Here is a 23,927-nt window from a genome sequence, read left to right as displayed (position 1 = left end):
ACCTACGGCTCGCAGATGGGCGGGCTGATGACCTATCTCGCTGGCCCCGGTCGCTCGAACGAGCACACCGAGCAGCACCTGGTCGCTGGCGACTCCGCGATCATGGCGCTGTACGGCTACGAGGTGCTGGACCGCGACGCAGCTCTCGCGATCGCACGCGATCTTGACGAGCCGGCCGAGGTGTACGGCACGAAGGTCATGCGGTCCGTGAAGCAGTTCGACCGTGCGACGGGAGAGCCGATCCTGGATCCGTCGACGGGCAAGCAGGCCGTCGTGAAGCAGGACGCGCACGTGTGGCACTGCTCGCTCTCTCTCAGTGCCGAAGAGGGCACGCTGACGGATGAGAAGTGGGGAGCGATCGCCACCGATTTCGTGCAGCGCATGGGGTTCGCCGGCGACGACATCGGGAAGGCGAACGCGCGATGGGTCGCGGTTCGTCATGGCGCGTCGAAGAACGGCAACGACCACATCCACATCGCCGTCTCCCTCGTGCGCGAGGACGGGACGAAGGCGCACATCCCCTACGACAAGCGGCTCGCTCAGAAGGTCAGCCGTGAGCTGGAACGCGATCACGGTCTGTCGCAGCTGCACCCCGAGGGGCGTGAGCTCGGAGAGCGCGGGATCGTCCCCGGAGCCCGCGAGGCGGCCCGCACACGCAACGCGGTTGAGCCCGACGTGCGCCGCCTCGAGCGCAGCGTCCGCGCTGCTGCATCGTCCAGCGTCGATGAGGGCGAGTTCGTGCGTCGGATGCGTCAAGAGGGGCTGCTGGTGCGCCCGCGTTTCGCGGTGGGCCGCAACGACGTCGTGCAGGGCTACAGCGTGGCGCTGCGCCCCGAGAAGGACGAGCCCGTGCGCTGGCACGGCGGCGGGACCCTCGCGCGCGACCTGACCCTCCCGCGACTGCGCGAGGGGTGGCCGGACGAGCCGTTGAAGGCGACAGAAGCGGCCGAGGAATGGCGCGCGACGTCGAAGAACCCGTGGCGCTATCAGCCGGTGAACCCGGGCCGCGAGGTTGCCGAGCCCTCGCCCGATCTGTTCGCGAAGTACGCCGCCGACATGGACCGGTTGCACCAGTACATCAACTCCGTCGACCCGTCCGACCGGTCGACGTGGGCACACGTGGCGCGTGAGACGGCCGGCGCCTACGCCGCGTGGTCGAGGCGCATGGAACCCACCCCCGGACCGCTCGCGGACGCTGCGCGATCGCTCGCGCGGTCGGCACACCTGCGCGCCCACGAGACGCGACCGCGACCCGCAGCGATGCCCTCGAGCGCGCACACCACTGCGCTGATCCTGGCGGCCGCCGGCAAGAAGAAGAACGCGGCCGCTGAGCTGCTGCTGCTGCACCAGCTCGCCCGCATGACTCACGCGATCGCTTCGGCGCACAAGGCCGCCGGTGACGCACGTCGGATGAGCGAGCTGTCGCAGACGCTCCGCGGTCAGTTGACCGCAGTGCGAGACAGCTACACGAAGCAGGACACCGCGAACAAGGCCGAGGCGTGGGAGGCCCAGCGGGCCGCTCTGCCGCCCGAGCTGCGGCAGTCGCGCGAGGCGGTCGCCGCGTCGTTCCCGACCGGGAGCCCGGTGCCGACCAAGCTCACGCCGCGCGAGCAGGAGAGCGCCGACGCGCTCCTCGCCAAGCGCGCCCGAGACGCCCGCGAGAAGCCCGGTCACGACCGCGGCGGACTCGACCGATAACCAGGCACGACAGCCATAGGGGGAGGAAGTCATGAGTGACGATGAGGTCGGCCAGGAGGTCGGTCAGAACGTTCGAGTAGCACTGACGATCGCGATGCAGATGGGCGAGAAGTTCGCCCGCCTGCGGGAGGAGTTGGCGCGCGACGCGCAGGCTCGATCGGCAGCTCAGGCGCGCGAGCTCGCTGCGCGGTTCGACGCCGAGCGGGGTGCCGCACGAGCAACGTTGCAGGTCGTGGACCGGCCGGAGTGGTGGGATCGCGCGAGCATCCAGGACGTCGCCCGCGTCGCGGAGACGGCTCAGGCGTGGAAGGGCCAGGACCCCATCGCGGAGCGTGCCGCGGCCGTCGTGCAGCGCGAGGTGATGGAGCGCTACGGCGTCGACACTGCCGTCCTGCGCGACGCCGCCACCCGCGGAAAGTCCGAGCTGGATCTGGCGAAGGAATGGGCGGCCACGTCTGCGCCGGAGCACTACCACCGCCACGACGAGGACCGTCTCACCATGCAGGTCGGGGACCGCACGGAGCCGGACACCGGCGCGCAGCGCGCCCTCATCACCGACTACCGCGCCGCTCTCGCCGGCGACGTCGCGACTGTCGAGCTGTCGGTGGCCGAGGAGTGGAAGCGGGACACGGACCCCGCCGGGTTCCAGGGATACCGCGTCCAGACGTCGATCGACTGGAACGACGCCGGCCAGGTGTCCACGCCGGACCCCGCGACCGTCGCAGCCGCTCGTGCTGCACTGGTCGAGGAGTGGAAGGACGCTGTTGCTCCCGAGCGCGCGCGTGCCGGCACCGAACTGACCGAGGCGCAGGTGCTCATCGCTGAGGCGGACCGGCTCGACCGCGCCAACGACGCCCGATCCGACGCAGCAGCTCGAGAGGTTCCCGGCGTGGCCGACGTCGACAACGGCCAGGCCGTCATGGCTGCCGAGCTGGAAGCGCGCGCCAACGACTACGACCGCGATGCCGCCGCCGGCGGCACCGAGCACGCGAGCCCGGACGAGCTGCGCGAGCTCGCAGCCGACGCCCGGGCGCAGGCGCAGCTCTACCGCGACACCGCCCCCGCCGAGCGCCAGGACGCCGCTCAGAGCGCCAACGGCACCTCAGGCGACCCCACGACCCCGGCGTCCGATCCTCGTGCGTCAGCGGCGCGCGAGGCGGGCGAGGTGGCCTACGACAGCTCGGAGCGTCGACAGGCCACCGTTCACGCGATGGAGTCCAAGGGAGTCCCGCCGCACCTGATCGAAGCGCGGATGAGCGCTGACAGCGCCCACGCGACCCCGGCCAGCTCCGCGGTGACCTCGAAGGCGGCCACGAGCACCGTCCCGTCGACGCGGCGCACCCGCGGCCGCGGCCAGGGCGCCGACCGTGGGGACCTCAGCAGGTAACCGCCACCACGCGCGAAGAAGGGGAGCACCGACTGGTGCTCCCCTTCTTCTTTGCCGTTCAGGCGTTGGTGCCCGCAGGCTCTCCCTCGGTCGTCCGCTCGGTGTAGAGCGGCGGCTGACGGTCGGGCTCGAACAGGCCCTCGACGGGACGCTCGTAGGGCAGAGGTTCCCCGACCCGGTTCTCGTCCTGCGAGTCCGCGAACGGCCCGTCTGGGGAGAGCAGAGCGGTCATGTGCGGGTCGCAGTGGTTGATCCACCAGGTGCTCATCCCGGCTTTCTCGTCGGCTCTGGCGGCCTCCCACGCTCGCCACAGGGCCTCGATGCGCTGCTGCGCCTCCGCGCTCGACCACCAGGCGGCTTTCCAGCGCAGTCCGCTGCCGGAGCCACCCCGGATGACGCGGCGCCGGTAGGTGCCGATCAGCTGCTTGCGCACGAACTCATCCGCTGACCCAAAGAACGTCGTCGGCTCCTCCTCTGCGCCCTCGTAGGGTCCCGGGGTGAGGTCGTCGTCGTCCACGCCGCCGTAGATGTCGCTCATGATCCCTCCACCGGGGCGAGCGGCCGGTCAGCGACCGGCGCCGGTGCTGGTGCTGCCGGTGCAGCGCCGCCGGGCTGGTTCCGCGCGATCGATGCGTTGATACCCGCGACGAACTCCTTGGGCCCGTCGAACCACGGCACCGTGCGCAGCATCGCTGCACGGGAGCCGGAGGACATCATGATCGCTCGACCGGTCTTGCGTCCCTTCCGCGGGATCGGGAGCGTCGCCAGCTCCGCGACGTCGAGGATCTTCTCTCGCTTCAACGCGGTGGTGGTCGAGCGCACGCCCTTGTTCATGCTCGCGGAGGTCGTCTCGCGGTCGTAGGTGCCGATCAGATCGGACACCATGCCCAGGAACTCCGGCTCGGAGATTCCGCCGGCGTAGAGCTTCACGTTCGCGGCCGACCAGAGCTTCAACATGCCCTCCTTGCCGAATACCCCGATGCCCTGCGACCAGGACTGGAACACCGACATGATCGGGATACCCCGGGAGCCGTAGTGGCTGTAGAGGTCGGGGAGGTCCCGCCAGCGGCAGACGTTCGCGGCCTCATCGAGCACGCCGAGCATCGGCGTCTGCATCCGGCCGCCGGGCGACACCGCTGCCAGCTCCTCCGCCGCCTCGACCGTCGCGGCGGTCAGGGCGAGGACGAGAGGGCCGGCGCTGCCGGCGCCCTCCTTGGACAGGCTGTAGAGCGTCCCGGTCGAGCGCACGAACGCGGCCGGATCGAACTCCGGCCGCGGGTCGTTCTCGCCCTGCCGGTTCACCCACTGCCGGGTGCCGGAGTCCTTCAAGCAGGACGCCATGCGGCGGGCTGTCGAGTAGACCGATCCGCGCTCCCTGTGCTCGAGGCGGGAGGAGCCCTGCACGCTGCGTGCCATCAGGGTCCATTCACTCGCTGCGAGGATGTCGCCGGCCGTCTCGTCGCCCGGGGTCGTCGTCCACTCGTAGACGTCGGTGATCGGGCGGCCGTCGATCGCCGCCGCCAGAAGGAAGCCCGCGAGCAGTTCGCGGCCGGAGGGCTCGAAGTGCGCATCGGTTCGTGCGCCGAGCTCGCTCGACCCCGACGCGAAGTGCTGCGCGAGCTTGGCCGCCTTGGTGTCGTCGGTGACGTAGGACAACGGATTCCACCACCAGGACGCCGGCTCGACGGCGACCCGCTGCGGATCGAACACCCAGACGTTGCCGGCCTGCGCACGCAGGTCCCGCGTCGCATAGAGCACGTCCGGCTTGTTCGACGTCGTGACGACCGCGCCCGGCGCATTGGTGATTGCCGGGATGACGAACGACGTCGACTTGCCCACACGGGGACCGGCGAGCAGCAGCGTCATGTCCTCGAACGAGGCGTAGAGCGGACGGCCGTCCGTCAGCAGCGCCCCCACAGGGACGCCGAAGGAGTCGGGCACACCGAGACGCGCCGACTTCTGCTTGGCCTCCTTGCCGCGCATCTGACGCAGCTCGTTCGGCGTCGCCATGTGGCGGGCAGCCCAGTCGAGCGGGGTGCGGTGCTTGCCGCCGCTGGACTTGATCAGCAGGAAGAACACGACCAGCACGACGAGAACGGCGCCGATGCCGCCCGCAATCCACGTCGCAGTCGCAGGCCAGACGAGGCGGCCGCGGAACACGTCGACCACGACGCTGACGAAGTTCGAGGGGTCGGTGCTCATGTCGGGGTTGACCCCGTCCGCCTGTGATCCGACGCGAATCGCGATGTACAGCCCCAGGATCACCACGAGTGCACCGCCGGCCGCGATCGCTATCCCGAACCCGCCGCCGGCCTTCCCCGGCTCTCTGCGGCGGTTGTTGCTCATGCTCATCAGTTCGTCCTCTCGGTCGTGTAGATCGGGCCGACCCACCGCGGGGTCGGGTCGTCGTCGGGTGCCTGTTGCGTGGTGCCCCAGTGCACGAGGGCAAGACCGCGTTCTACGAACTCGATCGGAAGGTCCGCGGCGTGGAACTCATGCCAGGGCGAGCTGGTGACGCAGGACCACAGGTAGCCCTCGAACGCGAGGGTCGAGGGGCAGGTCATGGCAGCGCGGGAATCATCACGGCGGCGACGGTCGCCGCGCCGGCTGCGGTGAACAGCCAGCCGGCGATCGAGAGCGCGTGTGGCCGGGTCAACGTGCGTTGCGTCCAAACGTCGGTGCCCTGCACGACGACGTGGCACAGGCTGCCGAGGCCGAAAATCACGACTCCGACGAAGCCCAGCCAGAGGTTCACGGCAGGATCTCCACCACGACCGGATCGGTCGCCAGCGGCTCGTTCGCGCGTCCGGCACGGGAGGTGGTGTGCCAGAGCTTGTTGGTGTCGTTGACGTCGAGCTCGGGGCTGGTCAGCTGCACCCGGATCGGAATACCGGGCCGGCCGCCCACCTTGATCAGGAACCGGCCGCGCCCGGGAGGCTCCGACTCATGTCCCGATACCGGGTCCCACGCGGGCGGGTCCTGCCAGCTCGTCAGCATCGCTTGTTCCGCGTTCGACATCGGCACTGCGGAGGTCAGCAGCGGCATTTCCGCGCCGGGGAGCCCGCCGCAGATCACCATGCCGGAGCGCTCCACAAAGCCCTTGGCCTTCATCTGATCCTCCTGCGAGGACAGGGCCAGCAGGTCGCTCATCGTGTGGCTGATCATCGCCAGGCCGACACCGCGGGCACGGTTCAGGCGGGTGAGCGCGTCGACGCGATCGACCATGCCCTTGCCCGCGCGCAGCGCCCGCCACAGCTCATCGAGGATCACGAAGTAGTGCCGGCGCGGTTCCAGCCCCGCTTCTGCGAGGGCGGAGGCGACGTTGACCGTTCCGAAGCCGGCGGACCAGCAGGCGAGCAGGATGCTGGCCTGCAGATCGCCTTCGGAGTCATCGATCGAGGACACGTCGTAGACGACGGGGCGGTCCCGGCGCATCGGGGTGGTGGTCTGCCGGGAGAAGATTTCGCCCAGCCGGCCGCCGGTCGTGAGGCCGATGAGGGAGGCTTCGAGGTTCTCGGTGATCGCCTTGTAGCGGGCGAGGTCGCCGCGGTCGAGGGCGACCTGGCGAATCTCGTCGGGCGCTGCCTGGATCACGGCCAGAAGATCCGCGAGGACGGGGATGCCCTCGTGCGTCTCGTCCAGGTACTTCAGCGCCCGGTCGATGATCGTCTCTTCCCGGTCGCTCGGCGGCTCGGAGCGGAGGATCGTCAGCAACGCGGCGATCATCGTGTGCCGGCGGCCGTGAGCGTCCGCGAGCACCTGCGACGCGAGGCGCTGCGATTTCACCGCGTGCTTGCGCTCCTCCGCCGAGTTCTCGCCGCGAGCGTCGAGCTCGGAGGCGCGCTCGAGGGCCTGGTCGGCGTCGTCGCGGAGTCGCTGCGCGGCGACCGTCGCCTCGCCCGGGTCGAGGATGTTGAGGTAGCCGCGGCCGCGGCCGAGGGTGATGACCTGGCCGTCGAGGGCGCGGATCAGGTCCACGTAGTCGGGCTTCAAGTCACCGAGGACCAGCGGGAGGGTGCCGTATCCGGCGAGCCCGGTCGCCATGCGGCGGGTGAGCGAGGACTTCCCGAGGCCCGGCTTACCGAGGACAAACATCGACGGATTCGAGATGAGCTGCGCCCGCTGGAACCAGCTGATCGGATCGCACAGCACCGACGCCCCGGTGGCGAGGTTCTTCCCCAGCGGCACGCCGATCATGGGAGTTCCGGTGCCGACCGAGAACGGGTACAGCCCGCACACCTGCACGGTCGTTGCGCGGAACTCATCGGCGGGCTGGATCGAGACGGCCTGCCCGCCGCCACGTCCCAGCCACCCCGTCGAGGTCGGGCGCATCGGCCGGATCGGCGCGACGTTCTTCTCGACCTTTTGCTTGCCGCCCTGGTGCGGGATCGCCCGCTTCTTCCGCGACCGCTTCGAGGGCTTCTCGCGCGCCAGCGGTGATGCCGCAGCGCGAGCCGCAGCAGCCTCCTCCTCCTCTTTGCGGGCTCGGCGGGAGCCGGCACGGCTGTACGTCGACGCCGACGCGGCCTCCGCCGTTGACGGAGCGCCGACCGCACCCGTGGGCACGGCCGTGTCGAACACGTCGACGTCGAGAGCTTCCTGCTCCTCATCGACTCCGCCGGCGCCGGTGGGCAGCTCGTCGGCATCCGTGGAGACGTCATCGGGCGTCTCGTCGCGGTGGCGAGAGAAGAACTTGGTGCTGATGATGCTCACTGGGAACCTCCGGCAGTGATCGGGGCGGGGCGGTGGGACTTAAGCGGGGACGGCACCGGACACTCGCCCGGTGCCGTCCCCTGCGCGCTCATCGAGGTCACAGCGCTTCTCGGACCTCGTTGGGGATGCGCAGGTGTCGCGGGAGGACCAGGCCGAGCGGGAGCGCGGCGGCGAAGGCGGAGTCCTGCGATCCGTAGGCCGGTCGCATCCGCAGCCGTGCGGCGGAGGTGAGGGAGTCGACGGCGGCACGCGCTTCGGGCTCCTGCGTGCGCTGCATCGTCGTGGCGGTGACGATCAGGCCGAAGTTCATCAGCCCGGCGCCGGAGGCTTCCTCCGCGGCTGTCGCCTGCGCCGAGCGCGTCGAGAGCGTCGAGCGGGCGGTCGGCTTGGTCGACGCGGAGGAGTTGAACTGCGCGGCGTTGAGGTCCGCCTCCACGAGCGCTGCGGCGCGGGCGGGGTCGATGGGGCGGTAGAGCAGGGTGACGCGCTTGCGGGCGATGTCGCGGTGCGGGGCGAGCAGGCGGGCGAGGATCCCGGCCTGCACGACGCCGCGCGGCGGGGCGGTCATCGTCCACGACGTCGACACGGCACCGTCGTGGCGGTAGGAGTCCCAGTGTGCTTCTGCCGCGGCGGGGCCGACGTCGGTCCAGGACAGGTCTGCCGTCTCGCCCGCTGCGCGGGCCTGATCGATCAGGACTGCGGCGTCGGGGTCGTAGGCGGTGCGGATGACCTCGCACAGCTCCTGCGCGTTCAGAGGCCGAGCAGCGCCGGCGCCGGTTGCTGCGAGGGAGTTCGTCAGACCGGGAATGCGCGCGGAAAGATCCGCAGCCACTTCCTTGGCGTTTCGGCGCTTTCCGCCGATCCGAGCCGTGGCCGTGAAGGTCAGTGCGATGTACGCGCGGATGGTCGCGGAGCCGACCGGGTAGCTGTCCACGACCTCAGCGAGCATCGCTCGAGCGAACAGCGGGGCGTCGGGGTCCATCGACCCTTCGACCTCCCCGCGCAGCCGGGTGCCGGTGTCCGGAGCCGTCTCGACAGTGACGGAGGCGGCTTCGATACCGGGCTCGTCTCCGAGGTTGGCGAGCCAGATGCCGTACTCCGCGACCTGGTTGTTGATCTGCTCCTGATCCACCAGCGCGGCGCCGTCCGGCTCCGTCGCCAGGACCACGGTGAAGTGCTTCGTCATGGGGGTGCTGATCAGGGCGAACCGGCGGCCGTGGGAGTCCTCGTGCTCGGTGAGCTGCGAGGGTGCGGCCAGGCCAGGCAGCTGGAACGTCCCCCACTTCGCGCGGCCGATCGGGCCGGAGCGGTAGATGTTCGCTCCCTTGCTCTTGGTGCGCCACCAGTTCACGCGGACCACCGTCCTTCCTAGGGCTGACTGCCCGTGCTTGTCCTTGACCGAGACGGTCAGGAGGATGCCGCCGAAGATCCCGGCGACGATGAGTGCCGGCCCGAGGCCGGCGAACATGGACGCGACGATCGAGGACAAGATGCCCACGAACATCACGAGGGTGGCGAGCTGCCCGAGCCCGCCGAGGCCGGCGGTCTGGGGCTTTCGCCAGTTGCCGTAGGTGCGAGCCTTGACCGGCTCGGGTGCGGTAGTGGTCATGGTCTAGCTCCCGTTCTGGTTGCTGCCGGTGGCGTCGTCGGTGGCCGACTTCACGGCTCCCGCCGCGTGCTTCGCGCCTTCGGCGGCCTTCATCGCGACGGCGACGCCGGCGCCGATCGGCCCAGCGGCGGCCACGCCTCCCGCGGCCGCTCCGCCTCCGGCTGCCGCTCCGGCACCCGCTCCGGCACCCGCTCCGCTTGTTGCAGCTCCCGCACCGCCGGTAGGCGCCGCACCCGCGGCACCCATCCCGGATGACGACGCTGGCGATCCCGGAGAGGAGTTACTTCCGGTCGGTCCGTTCGTCGACGAGCCGCCGCCTCCGCCTCCGGACTTTCCGCCCCCGTTGCTAGCCCGGATCGCACCGGTGGCAATGTCTCCGGCCCCGCTCACCGCTGCTGCGCCGAGCAGGAGTCCTGCGCCGCCGCCGCCACCAACCGAGGCGATAGCAGGAACGAGGAAGCGCATCAGCGCAGGTAGGGCAATGAGCGCGATCAGCATCAGTGCGAGGCCCGTGACAATCTGGAAGAGGCCAGTGCCGTCCGACTTGAACAGGTCGGTGCCGGTCATCCGGAACGCGATCGCGTAGACGATCGCGGCGGCGGGCTTGTAGAGGATGAAGGCGAGAGTCCAGGCCATCGCCTTCTTGAACCACTGCTGACCGATTTCGGTGTTCGTCGCGGCCGCGGCGATGGGGAAGATGCCGGCGAGGACGACGAGCATCGCGCCGCGGAAGATCATCAGAGCGATCTGGATATAGGTCATCAGGACGGCGAGCATGCCGAGGAAGAACAGACCGATCAGGCCGATGGGCGCGGTCGCGGTGAGGCTGATCATCGCGAAAATGTTGGTGCCGAAGCAGTTGCTCTCACCGTTGGTGACGTCGCAGTTGGTGGAGTTGTTGAGGATCCAGATGGAGAAGGCGTCACCCGCCTGCGTGGCGAGACGGATTACGACGAGGCCGGCCCCGGCGACAGCGATCAGCGTCAGCACGGAGCGGGCGAGGGTGCGCAGCTCGCCCGCGCGCTGCGTCCAGACCATGCGGCCCGCGGCGACGAGGATCGAGAGGATTGCAAGGCCGCCGGCGTACCACTCGAGCTGCCCCTGCACCCAGCCGACCACGCTCGAGGATTCATTGAGGTGCATCGCCAGCGGGAGGAACCCAGCTACGAGCGCGGATGCCGAGGAGAGCAGGAACACGGCGAGGATGATGACGCCGATGCGGCCCATGTGCGCCTCGCCGTCGCCGTGGCGACGACGGCTGCTCATCATCACGCCAGCGATGATGAGCGACATGACGGCGAGGCCCGCGGCGACCCACGTCACGTAACCGAGGATCGTCTCGAATGCCTCAGGCAGCGGCGGGGTTCCGCCGCCGTTGACGCCGCCTCCCCTGTCGACCACGGTCACCGGGGAGGGGACGTTCACCCAGAGGGTGCCTAGCGAGACAATCGCTTTGCCGTAGCCCTCGAGGATGTTGTTCACGAATTGCTGCAAGGCATCGTTCGATGCCTGAGAGACGATTTCACCGAGGCCCTGACCGGCCTGGCATCCGAGGTCCCAGAAGTCGCAGGGGGCGTCCGTAGCGGCGGCGGGGTTCACTCAACACCCGCCCATGGCACGTAGCCACCCAGGCTCTGCAGGGTGACCGGGCGGTAGGAGCTCTGGCCGTCGTCGGTGAGCTGGACTTTCCAGTCGCCCTCCGACCAGCGCAGCTCCGTTGCGATACTCATCTGTACTCCCGTGTTCAGGCGGAACGCGATATCGATCGTCGCGGCGTCGCCGGTGTAGGCCAGCGTCTTGAAACCGATGATCTGAGCGCTCAGTCCGTTGCTTGTGTTGGAGCTCTGGCGAGCCATTGCCGCATCGCGGCCAGGCCCGGGGACCGAGAGCTTGTCGGTGATGGAGTCGCCAAGGCTTCCGTTGGTACCCATCGCCCAGATGTTCGCCGTGGCGAACAGGGCACCCTCCACCGTGTGCGCGTAGCAGCGGCGGAGCCCGTCGCTGTCGGTCACACCCGGGCCGACGTCGGCGCCTCCGGGAGCGGCCATCGTGCCGACGATGGTCCATTCGGTCACGGGGGCGGCGGTGAGGGTGCCGCTCTCTTCGTACCCGGGAAGTCCGCAGACGCTTGCGGCGTCCGCGTCGGCCTCGGGCGTCGCCGCGCTCGTCGGCGTCGCGGTGGTGGCGGGCGCGCTCTGCTGCCCGCCACCACCGCCGAGGGACGTGACAGCGAGCAGAATCGCCGCCAGTACGAGGACTCCGAAGATGATCGCTCCGAAGATGAATCCTCGACTGGTGAAGGGGCTGCGGGATCCCGTGTCGCTCATGACGTCGTGCCTTTCGTTGATCGGTTGGTTTCCCCGGGACGCTACGCGCCCATCAGGAAGCCAACGATCGTGAACGCGGCGGACACGATGATCACGCCGACGAGCAGGCGGCCGAGCCAGCCGCCGATTTCTCCGCCTTCGCCGCGGCGGGCGGAGACGGTCATGGTGACGCCGAGGATGATCAGGCCGACGACGGCGACGCCGAGGCCGACCCACTTGGCCCAGCCCATGACGGTGGTGAAGGCCTCGAACCCGGGGGGCATGCCGCCGGGGCCCGGGTCGGGCACGACACCGGCGAGGGCGCCGGCGGCGGTGATCAGCTCGGAGGAGAGAGCGAGAACAGACATGGTGTGCTCCGTTTTCTTGGTTGGTGGTGCGGGGTTATCGGTGCCGCCGGTTGGGGCGCCGAGAAGGTCCGGTTATCCGGCGAGGGTGAGAGGGGCGTCGGTGAAGCCCATGTCGAAGTGCAGGTGGTTCGGGGTGTCGTAGAACCCGCCGATGTTCGTGTAGTGGGTCGAGCGGCACTGGATCTGGCCGGCCCGCGAGCCGTTCGGCACCTGGGGGTCGAGGACGCTGAGCAGCTGCAAGGCGTTCGCGTCGCAGCCCGTAGTGGCGGTGCCGTTGAATGCGGTGAAGTCCACCGCGTGACCGCCGCCGTCGATGTAGTGGGAGGAGGCGGTGCCCGCCCCTAGCCCGGTCTCGTTCGTGCACTTGCGGTTGAGGTCGGAGACGCCCACCGTGTCGAACGTGTTCAGCGCAATGGTGATGATCTGGAGGATGCGGACGTCGAGGCCGCAGTCTGCCGACGCGGTGCCCGCGGCGACGTCGCGGACCTGCTGCGCGTAGCGGTCCTCGAGGAAGCGCAGACGCCCCTCATCCATCGCCTTCACGAGGCCCTGCGCGAGAGCTTGCGCATCGCCGGAGATAGCCGCGCATCCGGCGGCCACGGGGGGCGGCGTGGCCGTCGACGTCGACACGGGCACTGCGGCCCCGGTCGTCGCGGCCGGGGTGCTGCCGAGGCCGGCGAGGTAGGCCATGATCGCCACGGCGTCGGCGCGGTACTTCGTGTAGTGGTTCGGGTCGGCGTTGCGCTGGACTTTGTTGATCGCGATGGAGGGCTCCATCGTCTGCCAGCCCTCGACTGCCACGAGGCGGTCGTAGAAGAAGCCCGCGGAGGTCGTGGGGTCCATGCGCTGCTCGACGGTGCCCCAGCTCGACTGCTGCTGGAACAGGCCGATCGAGTCAGCGACCGAGCCGTCCGGGTTGATCGCCCCGTCCCCGTAGTTGATGTTCACCAGCGAGGACTCACCGATCGCCGTCTGCACGCCGAGCGTCTGCCCGTCCGCGCCGAGGCCCTTCGCGGCCCCGGCGTTGACGATCAGGCCCGCGTTGACGAGCTGATCGTGGCTGTAGCCACCGACTCGAGCATCTGCCGGGATCGCGGCCACGTTGACCGGTCCCCCGCCCGGCAGACATGCCGCAGCGGCCGAGCCGCCGAAGAACAGCACCCACAGGAGCATCGCGATCGCGACGACGGGCACCATGATCGCTGCCAGCACCCCCACTCCCCCCTTCGCCACCGGGTTACTCCGATGCCAAGGGGGTGATCTGCTCGACAGCCCACGGAGAGGTGTCGAGGGGGCGGTGCACGTACACCGAGTAGTCGCCGGCATCCGTGGGGACCAGGACGCGCGCGGTGTAGGCACCGTCGGTGTCCCGAATCTGCGCGGTACCGGTGACGCCCGTGCAGGGCACGTTCGCCGGGTCGACGGTTTCGTAAGCAACCGCCGCAGCCTGCGACAGCACCGGGTACAGCTCAGCGATCCACGTGTCGTAGTCGAGGGACGGACGACAGAACAGTGTCACTGCGCGGGTCGCGAGAGCCGTCGAGTCGGTTTCGGCATCCGGGTCAGCTTCGGCGTCGTGGTCGTGCGGCACCGACTCGGCATCGGGCGTCTCCTCAGCGGATGCCTCAACGGAGGGCGTGGCCGATACAGAAGGAGTCGAGCCTGAGGACGTTTGCACCGCCGGTTCGCTGCTCGAGCAACCCGCCAAGGCGAGCCCGACTGCGACGGCGACCGCGCCGAGCTGAACGCTGTTGCGCTGCCGTGTGTGCTTCATGCCGGTGGTCCCCTTTATCGCCGTGAGCACCAATCTAGACCAGAACTGCCCGTTTGGACACTCGAAAGTTGCCCAAATGGGACACTGCCTGTCTACACTGACGGCAGGCGACACCCGCCGACCTAGAATCGTGGTGTGGAGGTGGACTCAACGAACGTCAATGCCGCAATAGGCGAGGCCGTCAAGAGCGCCATCTACGAAGCCGGTTTCAACGTGAAGGCCGCGGCCGAAAGAGCCGGCCTCCCCTATCGGACTGTCCTTCGCTACATCAAGGGCGAGCGAGATATGCCGGTACCGGTACTTCTTGCCCTCGTGCACGCCACCAACGCCGACCTGGATGCACTCGTGAAGCAACTTCGCGGGCGCGTAGCCTTCAAGGAGTTGGTTGGCTACGTCGTAGACGGAAACACCACGGGTGAAGAATCCAGCGCACTCCGGCCCGCCGAACTGGCGCGCCGTCTCTCGCTCGTTTTCAACTCACGTGGCCTCGATGCGACCTCTTCCCGCACCAAAATCTCCGAGATCCTTCTCCTCAGCGGGGCCTCGATCGACCGCCAAGAATGGGGCCTGCTCATGACCGGGCAACTCCCCTCCGCGCCGAGAGTCGACGTACTCTTCGCCGTGGCCGAAGCACTCGACATCGACCCTGACTACCTACTTCGCGACGATCCCGAGCTGGTCGAAGCCGTGGAGGCGCGGCTGGGATTCGACGGTGCCATGCGCACCCTCGGCATCGAGCGCGTCGCTGCGCGCTCCCTCGGCACGATTGAGCCCGCCGAGCTGCGCGGCATCGCTGCCGTCGTCTCCGAAATCGTCACCGAGCTGCGCCGCTAGCGCACGCTCCGCCCCGCCGGGCTCGCAGCTTCGCCCTGCGCGCAATGCCGTCTAAAGTGGATGAGCTTGTCCCGGCCAGGCGAACGGAGTCCACCTATGGCGTCAGACTCCACGGAACGAGGCCGCGGCCGGTGGCGGATGCTCCGCCGCAACGGCCAGGGTCGCAGCGGCTCCATCGTCCAAGCCGCCGACGAGTTCGTAGCGCAGCTCGCCCTTCCCGCGGCCGCGACGTGGGATGACCTGCAAGCGGCTGTCGAGAAGGTCTACGGCAAGCCCATCTACTTGATCGCCTCCGCCAGCACTGCCCTCAAAACGGTCACCGGCTTGTGGATCGACACGGCCGAGTTCGGCACCGTCGTCTGCCGAGAGAGCGACGAGCTGCACTACCAAAGCCAGAACGCCTGCCACGAGCTCGCTCACATCCTCTTCGTCTACGCTCCCGACGCCTGGTTCAGCGAGCAGATCCCGCGCCTGGTGCACCCCGACCGCAGGGCCGGCGCCACGCACCTCTGCGCGCCTACCGACGATCCGGACAGTGTGGAAGCCAAGGCGGAGATTGCAATCGAAGAAGTAGCCTTCGCCATGGTCCGCCGCATCCAAACACTCAATAGGACGAGCGAAGAAACGTATTTCGGATGATCCAGCAGGTATGCCTCGCGCTCCTCATCGCCCTGGTGATGGTGCGCGCGCCCCGTGCCATCGCGTCACCCGCCGGTCGCCCCGCGTTCTGGGCCACCGTCAGCGGCATCGTCGCCCTCTCCACCTACGGCTGGCCAGTCCCGTTCGACACCTACGACACCCTGTTGGGTGGATCCAACGTGATCACCCTCGTCCGCGACCTCGCGGCCACGTCCGCATTCTGGTTCTTCCGTGAAGCTCTCGGACGTCGCGCCGGCGGCGAAGGCCGCATCGGCAGCCGGTGGGGCCTCGCCCTCATGTTCGGCTCTTACATCGTCCCGTTCCTGCTCATCCGCGACCGCGGAGACACGAGCAAGGACTTCATCATCGATCGCCTCGACCAGACGGCCGTGTGGCTCTACGGATCGGCCTACATGGCGACTCTCGTGTGGTTGTCCGTCTCCTCGATCATCAACGCGCGCCGCAACTGGCGCGGAGTGCAGGTCGTGTTCACCACCGGCTTCGCCGTGACAGCCGTGGGATGCCTGATCGAAATCGGCTTCCTTACCGCCTCGCACTTCGGATACGGCGGAGACGCCTTCCGCTACTCCGCATGGAACGCTGCAGAAATCCCCTTCTTCCTCGGGCTGCTCATCATCATGCTGGGCATCGGATGGACCGCGATCGTTCTCCCCATCCGCCACCGCCTCGTCGTCGCTCGCGCGTCGCGCTACGCCGTCCGCCACAACCTCATTGAGCGGCCGACCATCACCACCTATCTCGGAGAGCGCCGACTCATCGCTCACGCTCAGCAGGTGCTCGTGAGCACCAAGAACGCTCAGGTTCGAGGGGACATCGACCTCACTCCCGCCGCGTGTGCTGCGCTCGAGCGCCTGCGGGCGCTCATCTCACCCGACCGGGCATTCACCCCTCGGGTCATCGGCGGCAACGGCATCGGGAAGGCCGCGTAGCCCTCGTGGGAGCCCTCTGGATCGCGATCCCCGCCGCCGTCGTCGGTGCCGCCGGCGCCGGGATCGTCGCGACCGTGGCCGGCCGCGTCATCCGACCCCAGCGCAGCAAGCCGACACCAATCGCCGCCGTTCCGGCGCCCGATCGCATCGTGCTCGCGCCCACGCCGATCACCAAGCAGGACGGTACCCTCGGGCTGCTCTACGACGACGAATCTCGGCACGCTGTTCTCGGCCCGATTCTGCGCACCGGAGCGGACGGCATCGAGCGAACGCTGACCGTCCCTCCCGGCAGCCCCTCCCCCGCCGCCGGCTCCGTCAGCCGACCAATCGGCAACGTGTTCGCCACGGCGAAAGAACTTGACCCCGAGGCCCGGGAGGTTCCGGTCGCAACTGAGCTGGGCGACGCGCCCGCGTGGTTGTTCCCCGGCGACGGAGACGCCGCGAGCACCTGGGCGATCCACGTTCACGGCAGCCTGTCCGGACGAGACGGCGCTTTCCGCTCCGTTCACGCCCTCAGAAGGACCGGGTACACCTCACTGGTCCCCTCGTTCCGAGGCGACGGAGAAGGCCCGCCTGCGCCGCTGGATGCCTTCACCCTGGGGCAGACGGAGTGGCCCGACGTCGACGCCGCGATCGCTCTCGCGCTCGAGCGCGGAGCCCGCCGCGTCCTGCTCGTGGGCTGGTCGAGCGGAGCGTCGATCGCTCTGCGCCTCGCTACGAGCTCGGCGCACCGCTCGCAGATCGCCGGGCTGATCCTCGTCTCCCCCGTCCTCAGCTGGCGCAGCAGCGTGCTCTACAGCGCCGCCAATGCCGGCGTCCCCCGCGTCATCGCCTCCGCGGCCATAGCCGCCCTCGCGACGCCGATCCTCAGCCGCCTCCTCGGGTCGCCGGTTCCGTTGGACTTCCACGCTCTCGACTGGACCCGAGCGTCAGTGCAAGTCCCCGTGCCTGCACTCCTGATCCACTCCGAAGGTGACCGCACCACCCCGTTCAGCGACTCCCGTGCGTTCAGCCAGACGCACGAGCAGGCTCCTCTCGTGCCCGCCCGGCCCTCCGCTCACGCCCTCGAATGGAACGCTGACCCGGCTGTCTTCGAGAAGGCCGTCACAACCTGGTGCGCAGCCACGCTCTGACGCCCCGTCAAAAGCTAGATAGCCAGATACCTATATAGGTATCTGGCTATCTAGTACCACGCGGCTGGCTAGGCCAGCGGGTTGCGATCGCGGTACTCGCGCAGCGCCGACTCCACAATGTCGCGCTTGGTTCGTCCTGTTGCGACGCGCAGGTCCTCGACGTAGTACGACAGCTCCGCCTCGATATCGGCGTGCAGAACCTCCGTAGGAGCCTTCCGCGGCCGAGAACGAGGAGCCGTGGCACCCGTTCGCGCCGGGGCCGACGTCGCCGGTGCGGCCGCAGCAGGAGCCGGCGCCGGGCGCGGCTTCGAGTCGATCGGGTCGCGCCGGTCCGGCGCCGGCTGTGCCCGTCGAGCGGGAAGGCTCTGGGGGCGGTCCTCGTTGGTCATCGGATCACCTTTCGTGCAAGTTCTCGGTATGCCTGGGCGACGGGGGCTCCCTTGCGGAAGCGGCCGTACCAGTCGTGCGAGTACCGGACCTCCCCCACGATCGTCCGATGTGGAATGAGCGGCGTCAGCAGAAGGCCCGTCCCCCGCATCTGCTCGATGCTGTGGGTCGCCTCGCGCGGCGTTACCGTCTCCTTGTAGCCGCCGACGATGATGCCGGCCTCAGCGACCGCCTGGCGGCCGCTGGTGGCGTTGTAGCGCATCACGCTCTCCTGTGCCCCCAGGAACCCGTCTACGCCGTCCGCGGTCGGCGTGGCCGCGTAGATCACCGATTCGGCCGCCGTCAGAGCGTTGAAGATCAGTGAGCCGCCCTGGCGGTTCGGGCAGTCGATGATCACCAGGTCGGCCGGCACTCCCTCGAGCGAGTCGGCCAGACGATGCCCGACCTCCCCCGGGTCGTCCGTCTCGCGGGCACTCACGCTGCGGTCGGACGGGATGACTCGAAGGTTCTCGTGGAACGGTGACGGCACGGCCAGCTCGTCCGCCCACCCCCGCGGGTCCTGGTTGCCGAGGATCGCGCCGACGTCGAGGCCGACGTCGACGGGCTGCGCGTCGAGCCACTTGGTCGTCGCCCCGCGCGGGTCGAGGTCGATCAGGATGACGCGCTTGCCGTCCTCCGCCGCCACTGTCGCCAGGGAGACGGCGGTGGTGCTCTTGGTCGCACCACCGCTCTCGCTGTAGATCATCATCGTCTGCATGGTCGCAACCTATCTTGATACCTACACAGATAGCAAGCTACACAGATAGCAAGCTACCCAGATACCTATATAGAGATCTGGGTAGGACACGCCCGACCGACACCTGTTGAGCCGCCCCACCGCCTGGGCCGTGATCGCATGTCGGTGGAGTCGACATACACTCGAACGCATTCGAACACACGTTCGACTAAGCGAGGGAGGGTGGCATGAGCGTCACCGTCGTGGACCGCATAGCCACACCGGCCGAGGAGGCCGTCTCCATCGCCTTCCTCGTCACCGGCGACGCGGTGGCCGCAGGCTTCCCGTCGCCGGCGCAGGACTACTTCGACGGCTCTCTTGACCTCAACGACCACCTGATCCGCGACAAGACCTCGACGTTCATCGTCCGCGTGTCCGGCGAGAGCATGACCGGCGCCGGCATCAGCGACGGCGACGAGCTCGTGGTCGACCGCTCGATCACACCGACCCACGGTAGCGTCGTCATCGCGATTCTCGACGGCGAGCTGACCGTCAAGCGGCTCGAACTGCACCGCGGGGGAGTGGTGCTGCGTGCCGAGAACCCCGACTATCCCCCGATCGTCGTCCCCGAGCTGAGCGACCTCCAGGTGTGGGGCGTCGTCACCGTCTGCCTGCACCGGCTCCACCGTGCGCTCTGAGCGCCGCATCGGCCTCATCGACGTCAATTCCTTCTACGTGTCGTGCGAGCGCCTGTTCGATCCCAAGCTGAGCGGGCGGCCCGTCGTCGTCCTGTCGAACAACGACGGCTGCGTGGTCGCCCGCTCTGACGAGGTGAAGCAGCTCGGCATCGAGAACGGCACCCCCTGGTTCAAGATCGAACCTCTGATCAGAGCCGGCCGACTCCCGGAGGTCATCGCCCGCTCGAGCAACTACGAGCTGTACGGCGAGCTGTCCGCGCGCGTCATGGAGCTGCTGGGCCGATACTCCGCCTGGCAGGAGGTGTACTCGATCGATGAGAGCTTCGTCGGAGTCGACGGCGATGTGACGGAGCGGGAGAAGATCGGCCGAGCAATGCGCGCGGCCGTCGCGAAGAACGTCGGCCTGCCGGTGTGCGTCGGCTTCGGGCCGAGCAAGACTCTCGCGAAGTTCGTCAACAAGGGCGGGGCGAAGAAGCACCCGAGCCTCGGGGGAGTGTGCGATACCGACTGGTACACCCCCGAGCAGATGGACGGCCTCATGGCCTCGCAACACGTCACCGAGCTGTGGGGCGTCGCCGGCCGCACCGCGAAGCGCCTCGCAGAGCTGAACATCCACACGATCCGCGACCTCCGCGACGCCGATCCCATCCTCATCCGCAAGAAGTTCTCCGTCGTCTTGCAGCGCTCCGTCTACGAGCTGCGCGGAATCGACTGCATCCCGCTCGAGGCCGCACGCACGGTCCGGGACCAGCTGATCTTCTCGCGCTCGTTTTCCTCACCCGTGACGACGATCGCGGACATGGAACAGGTGCTCTCCGTCTACGCGCAGCGTGCCGCGCACCGCCTCCGAGCGCAGGGGTCGGTCACCAAGACGATGAGCGTGTTCGCGTCGACGTCGCCTTACGCCGACGCGCCCTACGAGTCCGCCGGCGGCATGGCCGGCTTCCCCGTCCCCACCGACGACCCGGTGACCATCGTCAAGGCCGCCACCGGCACCCTTGTGCCCAGGTTGCGCGAGGGTGCGCGCTACGTGCGCGCCGGCGTCATCCTCACCAACTTGTCTGCGAAGGGCTCCCACGCCCTGCTGGACGTGTTCGACAACGACTTCGACACCAAGGGCCTCGGCGCCACGATCGACGCCGTGACGAAGCGCCACGGCCGCTCCGCGGTCGGCCTTGGCCTCGCCGGCATCCGCAAAGGACCGGTGTGGACGATGAAACGCGATGCGCTGTCGCTGCGCGCGACAACGCACTGGGGAGAACTGGCAACCGCGCACGCACGGTGACCTCTGTCGGCTGCTCTCGCGCTGGGATAGAATGTTCTATAGGAGGTGGTTGCCGTGTCGATCGCTGAGAGGCCCAATGGGGACACTGTTCGCCGGCTACGCAGCTTGCAGGTCGTAACCCGCGTGTCGTACCTCCGCGCGTTGCGGACGGCGGCCGAAGGCACCACTCAGTCGCAGCTCGCCCGCGACATCGGCATCTCGCAGCCGTCGGTCAACAGTGCGTTGAAGTCTGCGGCCGCAGTGCCCGACGTGCGTCCCGGGTTCTCTGGCGCGACGCCCTACGAAATCGCCCAGCGCTACGACGCGGGAGAGCTGACACGGGAGCAAGTCATCGATGAGCTCGGCCGCTGGCCGTATCGTCCAGGTTCGCCCAGCGATGGCTACGACTGGACCACCTTGGACCCGGGGGAGTTCGAGGAAGTAGGTCGCGCTCTCACTGAGCACCTGATCGACGCGGACGCGTACGACGAGATCCTTGACCGCTACAGCGAGCAAGGTCGGTGACGGCGGAGGACTCGTCAGCGATCGCCGCGCACCGTGAGACGGTGCGCGCGTGGGCTCGGGCGGGAGGCCCACTGAGCCCTGCGAGTGAGCGCGCGACGGTCAACAACCGGGACTGGTTCACCCAGGAGTCGGATGGATCGGTCCAGCCTCGCGCTGCCCGCCGACTCATGCACGCCCGCCTCGTGAACGAGTACCGCGCTCACTTTCCCGACGTCCGCTCGGAGAAGAAGGCGATCATCCTCGCCGGCCCACCAGGAGCGGGAAAGTCGACAGTTCTCGCAGACGTGCTCGGCGCCGACCGCAGCGCGTGGCTCACGGTCGATGCCGACGAGTTCAAGCGAGCGCTGCTCACCGAGGCAATCAAGGACGGCAGCTACGACCGCGCCATTCTGCCGCCAGAGGTGCGCTCCGCCGAGGCGGCGGGGGAGAAGTTCTTCCCGCTCGAGCTGGCCTCCCTCGTACACGAAGAATCCTCCCTCCTCGCCACCCAGCTCCGCGCTGCGGCGATGCGAGACGGCCAGAACGTCGTCATCGACACCGTGCTCTCCTCACCCGAGAAGGCAGTCGAGCTGGGGCAACGGTTCGCGGCCGCCGGCTACAGCGTCGAAGTGATCGACGTCGAGGTGCCGTTCGAGCTGTCGGAAGCGCGGATCGCCGGTCGGTGGCAGCAGTCCTACGAACGCGCCCTAGCCGGCGCCGATGAGCTCGGCGGCCGATGGGTTCCCAGCGAGTACGCCCGCAACGTCTACGCCGGCCCCGAGGGTCGTTCGTTCCCCGAGTTCTCCGCTGAACAGCTCGCAGAAACCGGCCCGACCGTGATGCGATTCCGCCGGTTCAACACCGCCGGCGAAGGACAGCCGCGCACTGTCGACGTCGACAAGTCCCGCACGGCGTTTGGACGCCCGCTAGTCGATACCGCCCTCGTGCAGACACGCGCAACAGCTGCTCAGAGCTTCCCCACGAGCAGGAAGCCGGCCCGCGGCCCCGAAATCGGAGGCCTCGGCCGCTAGTCGGCCCAGACGATCACGCCCGGGGTACTTCGCACGCTGGACGCTGTGTCATGCCCTGTACCCCGCTGAGCGCGTCTTAGACACCCGTTCCGGGGGCGCGAGGGTCCTCGCGCAGCGTCGCTGCGCGACACCGTGGGGAGGCCGCAGAGCGGCCCATCCTTCGGGTTTTCTTCACCTCTCCGCGGTCTCAACCTATTTCGCTCCACCGGCTGCGTGCCACCGATCCCGGACGCGCCCTGCGGGCTTATTTCGCCCGTGATCGGCGTCACTCCGCCGCCTCCACTCAAACGGTTTTCCCCGCCGGAGAGGCAAAGAAAAACGATCAGCCAGAGGGAGACGCACCATGAGCGAGCAGCGCGGCACACGTACCGAGGTCATCACGAGCGAGAACCACGGACCCGGAGCGGAGGGCATCAGCCGGACCGCGCGTCAGGTGGTCATCGTCGGCGCCGGCGGCAACGACCCGGTGACCGAGCAGACGCCCGCCGTGCGCCTGGTCACCCGCAGCGGTGGCCGCGCGGTGGCCGGGGTGACGTTGCAGCACTTCGAGCCCGTCGCGCCGCTGCCCGCGGATCGCATCGGCTACATGGCCTCCGGGGCCTACGTCGTCGTTCCGGTCGATGTCGCGCGGGCGCTCGACCTGTTCCCGGCCGCCTATGCGCTGCACGACCGCAGCGAGACGCCCGCCGACTACCGCGACAACGACTGACCCCCCCCCGAACCGAGAAGGAGAACCGACATGCTCACCATCACCCACACCCCCGAGGCCGGAACGATCATCGAGGGCACCAGCCGCGGCGACGGCACCGCCGAGATCCTGAAGGCGTCCGGCTGGCGCTGGGGCCGCTCCATCGGCGCCTGGTACGTCCCGCAGTCCCGCGACCGCCTCCCGAAGTGGTGGACCATCAACCGTGCCGCGACCGCGCTGCGCGAGGCCGGCCACGAGGTCACGATCGACGCTGACGAGACGTTCCGGCCCACTGCCGAGGTCGAGGCGGACAAGACCGAGCGCCAGGCCGCCCGCGTCGATGCGCTCGACGCGAAGGCCGACCGGCGCGCCGCGGACGCCGACACCGCCGACGCGGCCGCGCGCCGCGCGTTCGACCGGCTCCCGGAAGGTGGCGAGCCGATCAAGATCGGCCACCACTCCGAGACGCGGCACCGCAACGCGATCGAGAAGGCCCACAACGCGATGGGCCGCAGCGTCGAGGCCGACCGCGAGGCCACCCGCGCCCGCGCCCGCGCCGATGTCGCCGCCGGGACCACCGAATCCCGCTACGCGCCGGGAATGGTTGCCCGCCGCATCGACCGGCTCGATACCGAGATTCGCGGGTGCACGCGGAAGATCGAGGGCAGCTCGCACAACTTCGGTGGCGGCTACATCGAGACGACCGCCCCCGCGACCGGCGCCTACCGGGAGCGGCTGCTCACCCAGCGCGCGCAGCTCGAAGACCAGCGCGACTACTGGAGCGCCGTCCGCGAGGCGCAGGCCGCGGCCGGACAGGTCACGATCCACAGCCGCGACACGATCGCCAAGGGCGACATGATCAAGCACCGCTTCGGCTGGCACGTCGTTACCCGCGTGAACCCCAAGAGCGTGACCGTCGCGCTCGACTGGAACGACGGAACCCGCCCCTACAAAGTCGCCTACGCCGACGTGCAGGGACACCACACCGCCGCCGAGGTCGAGGCAGCCCGAGCCGCCGCTACCGAGACGGCCGCCGCGAGCTGAACGGGCGAGGGCTACCTACCTATATAGGTAGGTAGCCCGTGAGGGGCGGGCCCCTCACGCTCCCCGGGGAGCCCGTTCCGGGAGGTGCGAGCTGCGCTCGTGCAGCGGCGACGGAGCACCGCCTAGAGGTCGCCCGGCTGCGCCGGCCGCCGTTGGTCGCCCTACGGGCTCACACCCTTTTTTGC

25 protein-coding genes are annotated in these 23,927 nt (G+C 68.9%); 12 read left to right on the top strand and 13 right to left on the bottom strand.

What is annotated here, in order from left to right:
* Positions 1-15 precede the first annotated feature (15 nt).
* Positions 16-1,698, top strand: a complete 1,683-nt coding sequence (locus tag C5D08_RS13445; RefSeq protein WP_104277473.1) for a relaxase/mobilization nuclease domain-containing protein — start codon at positions 16-18, stop codon at positions 1,696-1,698.
* Between the two features lie 31 nt (positions 1,699-1,729).
* Positions 1,730-3,085 carry a hypothetical protein gene (locus tag C5D08_RS13440; protein ID WP_104324776.1) on the top strand — a complete coding sequence of 452 codons (1,356 nt, stop codon included), beginning with the start codon at positions 1,730-1,732 and terminating at the stop codon, positions 3,083-3,085.
* 58 nt (positions 3,086-3,143) lie between these two features.
* Here C5D08_RS13440 and C5D08_RS13435 read toward each other — a convergent pair whose 3' ends face one another.
* From C5D08_RS13435 to C5D08_RS13385, 11 genes are all read right to left on the bottom strand, one after another.
* Positions 3,144-3,623, bottom strand: a complete 480-nt coding sequence (locus tag C5D08_RS13435) for a DUF4913 domain-containing protein (RefSeq protein WP_104277471.1) — start codon at positions 3,621-3,623, stop codon at positions 3,144-3,146.
* Positions 3,620-5,437 carry a type IV secretory system conjugative DNA transfer family protein gene (locus C5D08_RS13430; RefSeq protein WP_104277470.1) on the bottom strand — a complete coding sequence of 606 codons (1,818 nt, stop codon included), beginning with the start codon at positions 5,435-5,437 and terminating at the stop codon, positions 3,620-3,622. Before C5D08_RS13430 ends, C5D08_RS13435 begins: the two co-directional genes overlap by 4 nt.
* The gene (locus C5D08_RS13425) at positions 5,437-5,649 is read right to left on the bottom strand and encodes a hypothetical protein (protein ID WP_104277469.1); all 213 of its coding nucleotides are present in this window, start codon (positions 5,647-5,649) and stop codon (positions 5,437-5,439) included. Before C5D08_RS13425 ends, C5D08_RS13430 begins: the two co-directional genes overlap by 1 nt.
* A complete protein-coding gene (locus C5D08_RS13420) occupies positions 5,646-5,840 on the bottom strand; it encodes a hypothetical protein (RefSeq protein WP_104277468.1) in 195 nt (64 codons plus the stop codon). The genes C5D08_RS13425 and C5D08_RS13420 overlap by 4 nt, the downstream gene beginning before the upstream one ends.
* A complete protein-coding gene (locus C5D08_RS13415; protein WP_258067411.1) occupies positions 5,837-7,417 on the bottom strand; it encodes an ATP/GTP-binding protein in 1,581 nt (526 codons plus the stop codon). Before C5D08_RS13415 ends, C5D08_RS13420 begins: the two co-directional genes overlap by 4 nt.
* 478 nt (positions 7,418-7,895) lie before the next feature.
* Positions 7,896-9,407: an SCO6880 family protein gene (locus C5D08_RS13410; protein WP_181065741.1), complete on the bottom strand. Its 1,512-nt coding sequence runs from the start codon at positions 9,405-9,407 to the stop codon at positions 7,896-7,898.
* A gap of 3 nt (positions 9,408-9,410) precedes the next feature.
* Entirely contained in the window at positions 9,411-11,006 is a 1,596-nt protein-coding gene (locus C5D08_RS13405) for a hypothetical protein (protein WP_146086140.1), read from the bottom strand.
* Entirely contained in the window at positions 11,003-11,734 is a 732-nt protein-coding gene (locus C5D08_RS13400) for a hypothetical protein (RefSeq protein WP_104277466.1), read from the bottom strand. Before C5D08_RS13400 ends, C5D08_RS13405 begins: the two co-directional genes overlap by 4 nt.
* Positions 11,735-11,775: 41 nt before the next feature.
* Positions 11,776-12,081 carry a hypothetical protein gene (locus C5D08_RS13395; protein WP_104277465.1) on the bottom strand — a complete coding sequence of 102 codons (306 nt, stop codon included), beginning with the start codon at positions 12,079-12,081 and terminating at the stop codon, positions 11,776-11,778.
* Positions 12,082-12,153: 72 nt separating this feature from the next.
* On the bottom strand, positions 12,154-13,314 hold the full coding sequence (locus C5D08_RS13390; RefSeq protein ID WP_104277464.1) for a hypothetical protein: 1,161 nt from the start codon (positions 13,312-13,314) through the stop codon (positions 12,154-12,156).
* 4 nt (positions 13,315-13,318) lie between these two features.
* On the bottom strand, positions 13,319-13,855 hold the full coding sequence (locus C5D08_RS13385) for a hypothetical protein (RefSeq protein ID WP_146086139.1): 537 nt from the start codon (positions 13,853-13,855) through the stop codon (positions 13,319-13,321).
* A 135-nt stretch (positions 13,856-13,990) separates the two neighbouring features.
* Between C5D08_RS13385 and C5D08_RS13380 the strand changes: the two genes are divergently transcribed.
* The 4 genes from C5D08_RS13380 (at position 13,991) to C5D08_RS13365 (ending at position 17,411) form a co-directional block, all read left to right on the top strand.
* Positions 13,991-14,689, top strand: coding sequence for a helix-turn-helix transcriptional regulator (locus tag C5D08_RS13380; RefSeq protein WP_104277462.1), 699 nt, complete (start codon positions 13,991-13,993; stop codon positions 14,687-14,689).
* A 138-nt stretch (positions 14,690-14,827) separates the two neighbouring features.
* Positions 14,828-15,328, top strand: coding sequence for a hypothetical protein (locus tag C5D08_RS13375; protein ID WP_104277461.1), 501 nt, complete (start codon positions 14,828-14,830; stop codon positions 15,326-15,328).
* Positions 15,325-16,278 carry a hypothetical protein gene (locus C5D08_RS13370; RefSeq protein WP_104277460.1) on the top strand — a complete coding sequence of 318 codons (954 nt, stop codon included), beginning with the start codon at positions 15,325-15,327 and terminating at the stop codon, positions 16,276-16,278. Before C5D08_RS13375 ends, C5D08_RS13370 begins: the two co-directional genes overlap by 4 nt.
* A 5-nt stretch (positions 16,279-16,283) precedes the next feature.
* Positions 16,284-17,411 carry a S9 family peptidase gene (locus C5D08_RS13365; RefSeq protein ID WP_181110254.1) on the top strand — a complete coding sequence of 376 codons (1,128 nt, stop codon included), beginning with the start codon at positions 16,284-16,286 and terminating at the stop codon, positions 17,409-17,411.
* 68 nt (positions 17,412-17,479) lie between these two features.
* On the opposite strand, the gene C5D08_RS16710 is transcribed toward C5D08_RS13365, so the two are convergent.
* Both C5D08_RS16710 and C5D08_RS13360 read right to left on the bottom strand, forming a co-directional pair.
* Positions 17,480-17,800 carry a hypothetical protein gene (locus C5D08_RS16710; protein ID WP_146082607.1) on the bottom strand — a complete coding sequence of 107 codons (321 nt, stop codon included), beginning with the start codon at positions 17,798-17,800 and terminating at the stop codon, positions 17,480-17,482.
* A complete protein-coding gene (locus C5D08_RS13360) occupies positions 17,797-18,555 on the bottom strand; it encodes a ParA family protein (protein WP_104277458.1) in 759 nt (252 codons plus the stop codon). Before C5D08_RS13360 ends, C5D08_RS16710 begins: the two co-directional genes overlap by 4 nt.
* Positions 18,556-18,761: 206 nt before the next feature.
* On the opposite strand from C5D08_RS13360, the gene C5D08_RS13355 reads away from it, so the two are divergent.
* From C5D08_RS13355 to C5D08_RS13330, 6 genes are all read left to right on the top strand, one after another.
* A complete protein-coding gene (locus tag C5D08_RS13355) occupies positions 18,762-19,211 on the top strand; it encodes a LexA family transcriptional regulator (RefSeq protein ID WP_104277457.1) in 450 nt (149 codons plus the stop codon).
* The gene (locus C5D08_RS13350) at positions 19,201-20,496 is read left to right on the top strand and encodes a Y-family DNA polymerase (RefSeq protein ID WP_104277456.1); all 1,296 of its coding nucleotides are present in this window, start codon (positions 19,201-19,203) and stop codon (positions 20,494-20,496) included. Before C5D08_RS13355 ends, C5D08_RS13350 begins: the two co-directional genes overlap by 11 nt.
* 54 nt (positions 20,497-20,550) lie before the next feature.
* Positions 20,551-21,000: a hypothetical protein gene (locus C5D08_RS13345; protein ID WP_104277455.1), complete on the top strand. Its 450-nt coding sequence runs from the start codon at positions 20,551-20,553 to the stop codon at positions 20,998-21,000.
* A 182-nt stretch (positions 21,001-21,182) separates the two neighbouring features.
* Complete coding sequence (locus tag C5D08_RS13340; RefSeq protein ID WP_258067409.1) at positions 21,183-22,010, top strand: zeta toxin family protein; 828 nt, start codon at positions 21,183-21,185, stop codon at positions 22,008-22,010.
* Between the two features lie 343 nt (positions 22,011-22,353).
* Complete coding sequence (locus tag C5D08_RS13335; RefSeq protein ID WP_104277454.1) at positions 22,354-22,719, top strand: hypothetical protein; 366 nt, start codon at positions 22,354-22,356, stop codon at positions 22,717-22,719.
* Positions 22,720-22,749: 30 nt separating this feature from the next.
* Complete coding sequence (locus tag C5D08_RS13330) at positions 22,750-23,742, top strand: DUF3560 domain-containing protein (protein WP_104277453.1); 993 nt, start codon at positions 22,750-22,752, stop codon at positions 23,740-23,742.
* Positions 23,743-23,927 lie beyond the last annotated feature (185 nt).

It is taken from the genome of Rathayibacter sp. AY1B6 (genome assembly GCF_002932755.1).
In the GTDB taxonomy this organism is placed as follows: Bacteria; Actinomycetota; Actinomycetes; order Actinomycetales; family Microbacteriaceae; genus Rathayibacter.
Note: the sequence above shows the minus strand (reverse complement) of the source record. Positions and strands in the feature narration are given on the sequence as shown.

Excerpts from the sequence above, each read along its gene's own strand:
- C5D08_RS13445 (WP_104277473.1), top strand. The coding sequence starts at position 16 with ATGGGCGGGCTGATGACCTATCTCGCTGGCCCCGGTCGCTCGAACGAG.
- C5D08_RS13440 (WP_104324776.1), top strand. The coding sequence starts at position 1,730 with ATGAGTGACGATGAGGTCGGCCAGGAGGTCGGTCAGAACGTTCGAGTA.
- C5D08_RS13435 (WP_104277471.1), bottom strand. The coding sequence starts at position 3,623 with ATGAGCGACATCTACGGCGGCGTGGACGACGACGACCTCACCCCGGGA.
- C5D08_RS13430 (WP_104277470.1), bottom strand. The coding sequence starts at position 5,437 with ATGAGCATGAGCAACAACCGCCGCAGAGAGCCGGGGAAGGCCGGCGGC.
- C5D08_RS13425 (WP_104277469.1), bottom strand. The coding sequence starts at position 5,649 with ATGACCTGCCCCTCGACCCTCGCGTTCGAGGGCTACCTGTGGTCCTGC.
- C5D08_RS13415 (WP_258067411.1), bottom strand. The coding sequence starts at position 7,417 with ATGCGCCCGACCTCGACGGGGTGGCTGGGACGTGGCGGCGGGCAGGCC.
- C5D08_RS13410 (WP_181065741.1), bottom strand. The coding sequence starts at position 9,407 with ATGACCACTACCGCACCCGAGCCGGTCAAGGCTCGCACCTACGGCAAC.
- C5D08_RS13400 (WP_104277466.1), bottom strand. The coding sequence starts at position 11,734 with ATGAGCGACACGGGATCCCGCAGCCCCTTCACCAGTCGAGGATTCATC.
- C5D08_RS13395 (WP_104277465.1), bottom strand. The coding sequence starts at position 12,081 with ATGTCTGTTCTCGCTCTCTCCTCCGAGCTGATCACCGCCGCCGGCGCC.
- C5D08_RS13385 (WP_146086139.1), bottom strand. The coding sequence starts at position 13,855 with ATGAAGCACACACGGCAGCGCAACAGCGTTCAGCTCGGCGCGGTCGCC.
- C5D08_RS13375 (WP_104277461.1), top strand. The coding sequence starts at position 14,828 with ATGCTCCGCCGCAACGGCCAGGGTCGCAGCGGCTCCATCGTCCAAGCC.
- C5D08_RS13370 (WP_104277460.1), top strand. The coding sequence starts at position 15,325 with ATGATCCAGCAGGTATGCCTCGCGCTCCTCATCGCCCTGGTGATGGTG.
- C5D08_RS16710 (WP_146082607.1), bottom strand. The coding sequence starts at position 17,800 with ATGACCAACGAGGACCGCCCCCAGAGCCTTCCCGCTCGACGGGCACAG.
- C5D08_RS13360 (WP_104277458.1), bottom strand. The coding sequence starts at position 18,555 with ATGCAGACGATGATGATCTACAGCGAGAGCGGTGGTGCGACCAAGAGC.
- C5D08_RS13355 (WP_104277457.1), top strand. The coding sequence starts at position 18,762 with ATGAGCGTCACCGTCGTGGACCGCATAGCCACACCGGCCGAGGAGGCC.
- C5D08_RS13335 (WP_104277454.1), top strand. The coding sequence starts at position 22,354 with ATGAGCGAGCAGCGCGGCACACGTACCGAGGTCATCACGAGCGAGAAC.
- C5D08_RS13330 (WP_104277453.1), top strand. The coding sequence starts at position 22,750 with ATGCTCACCATCACCCACACCCCCGAGGCCGGAACGATCATCGAGGGC.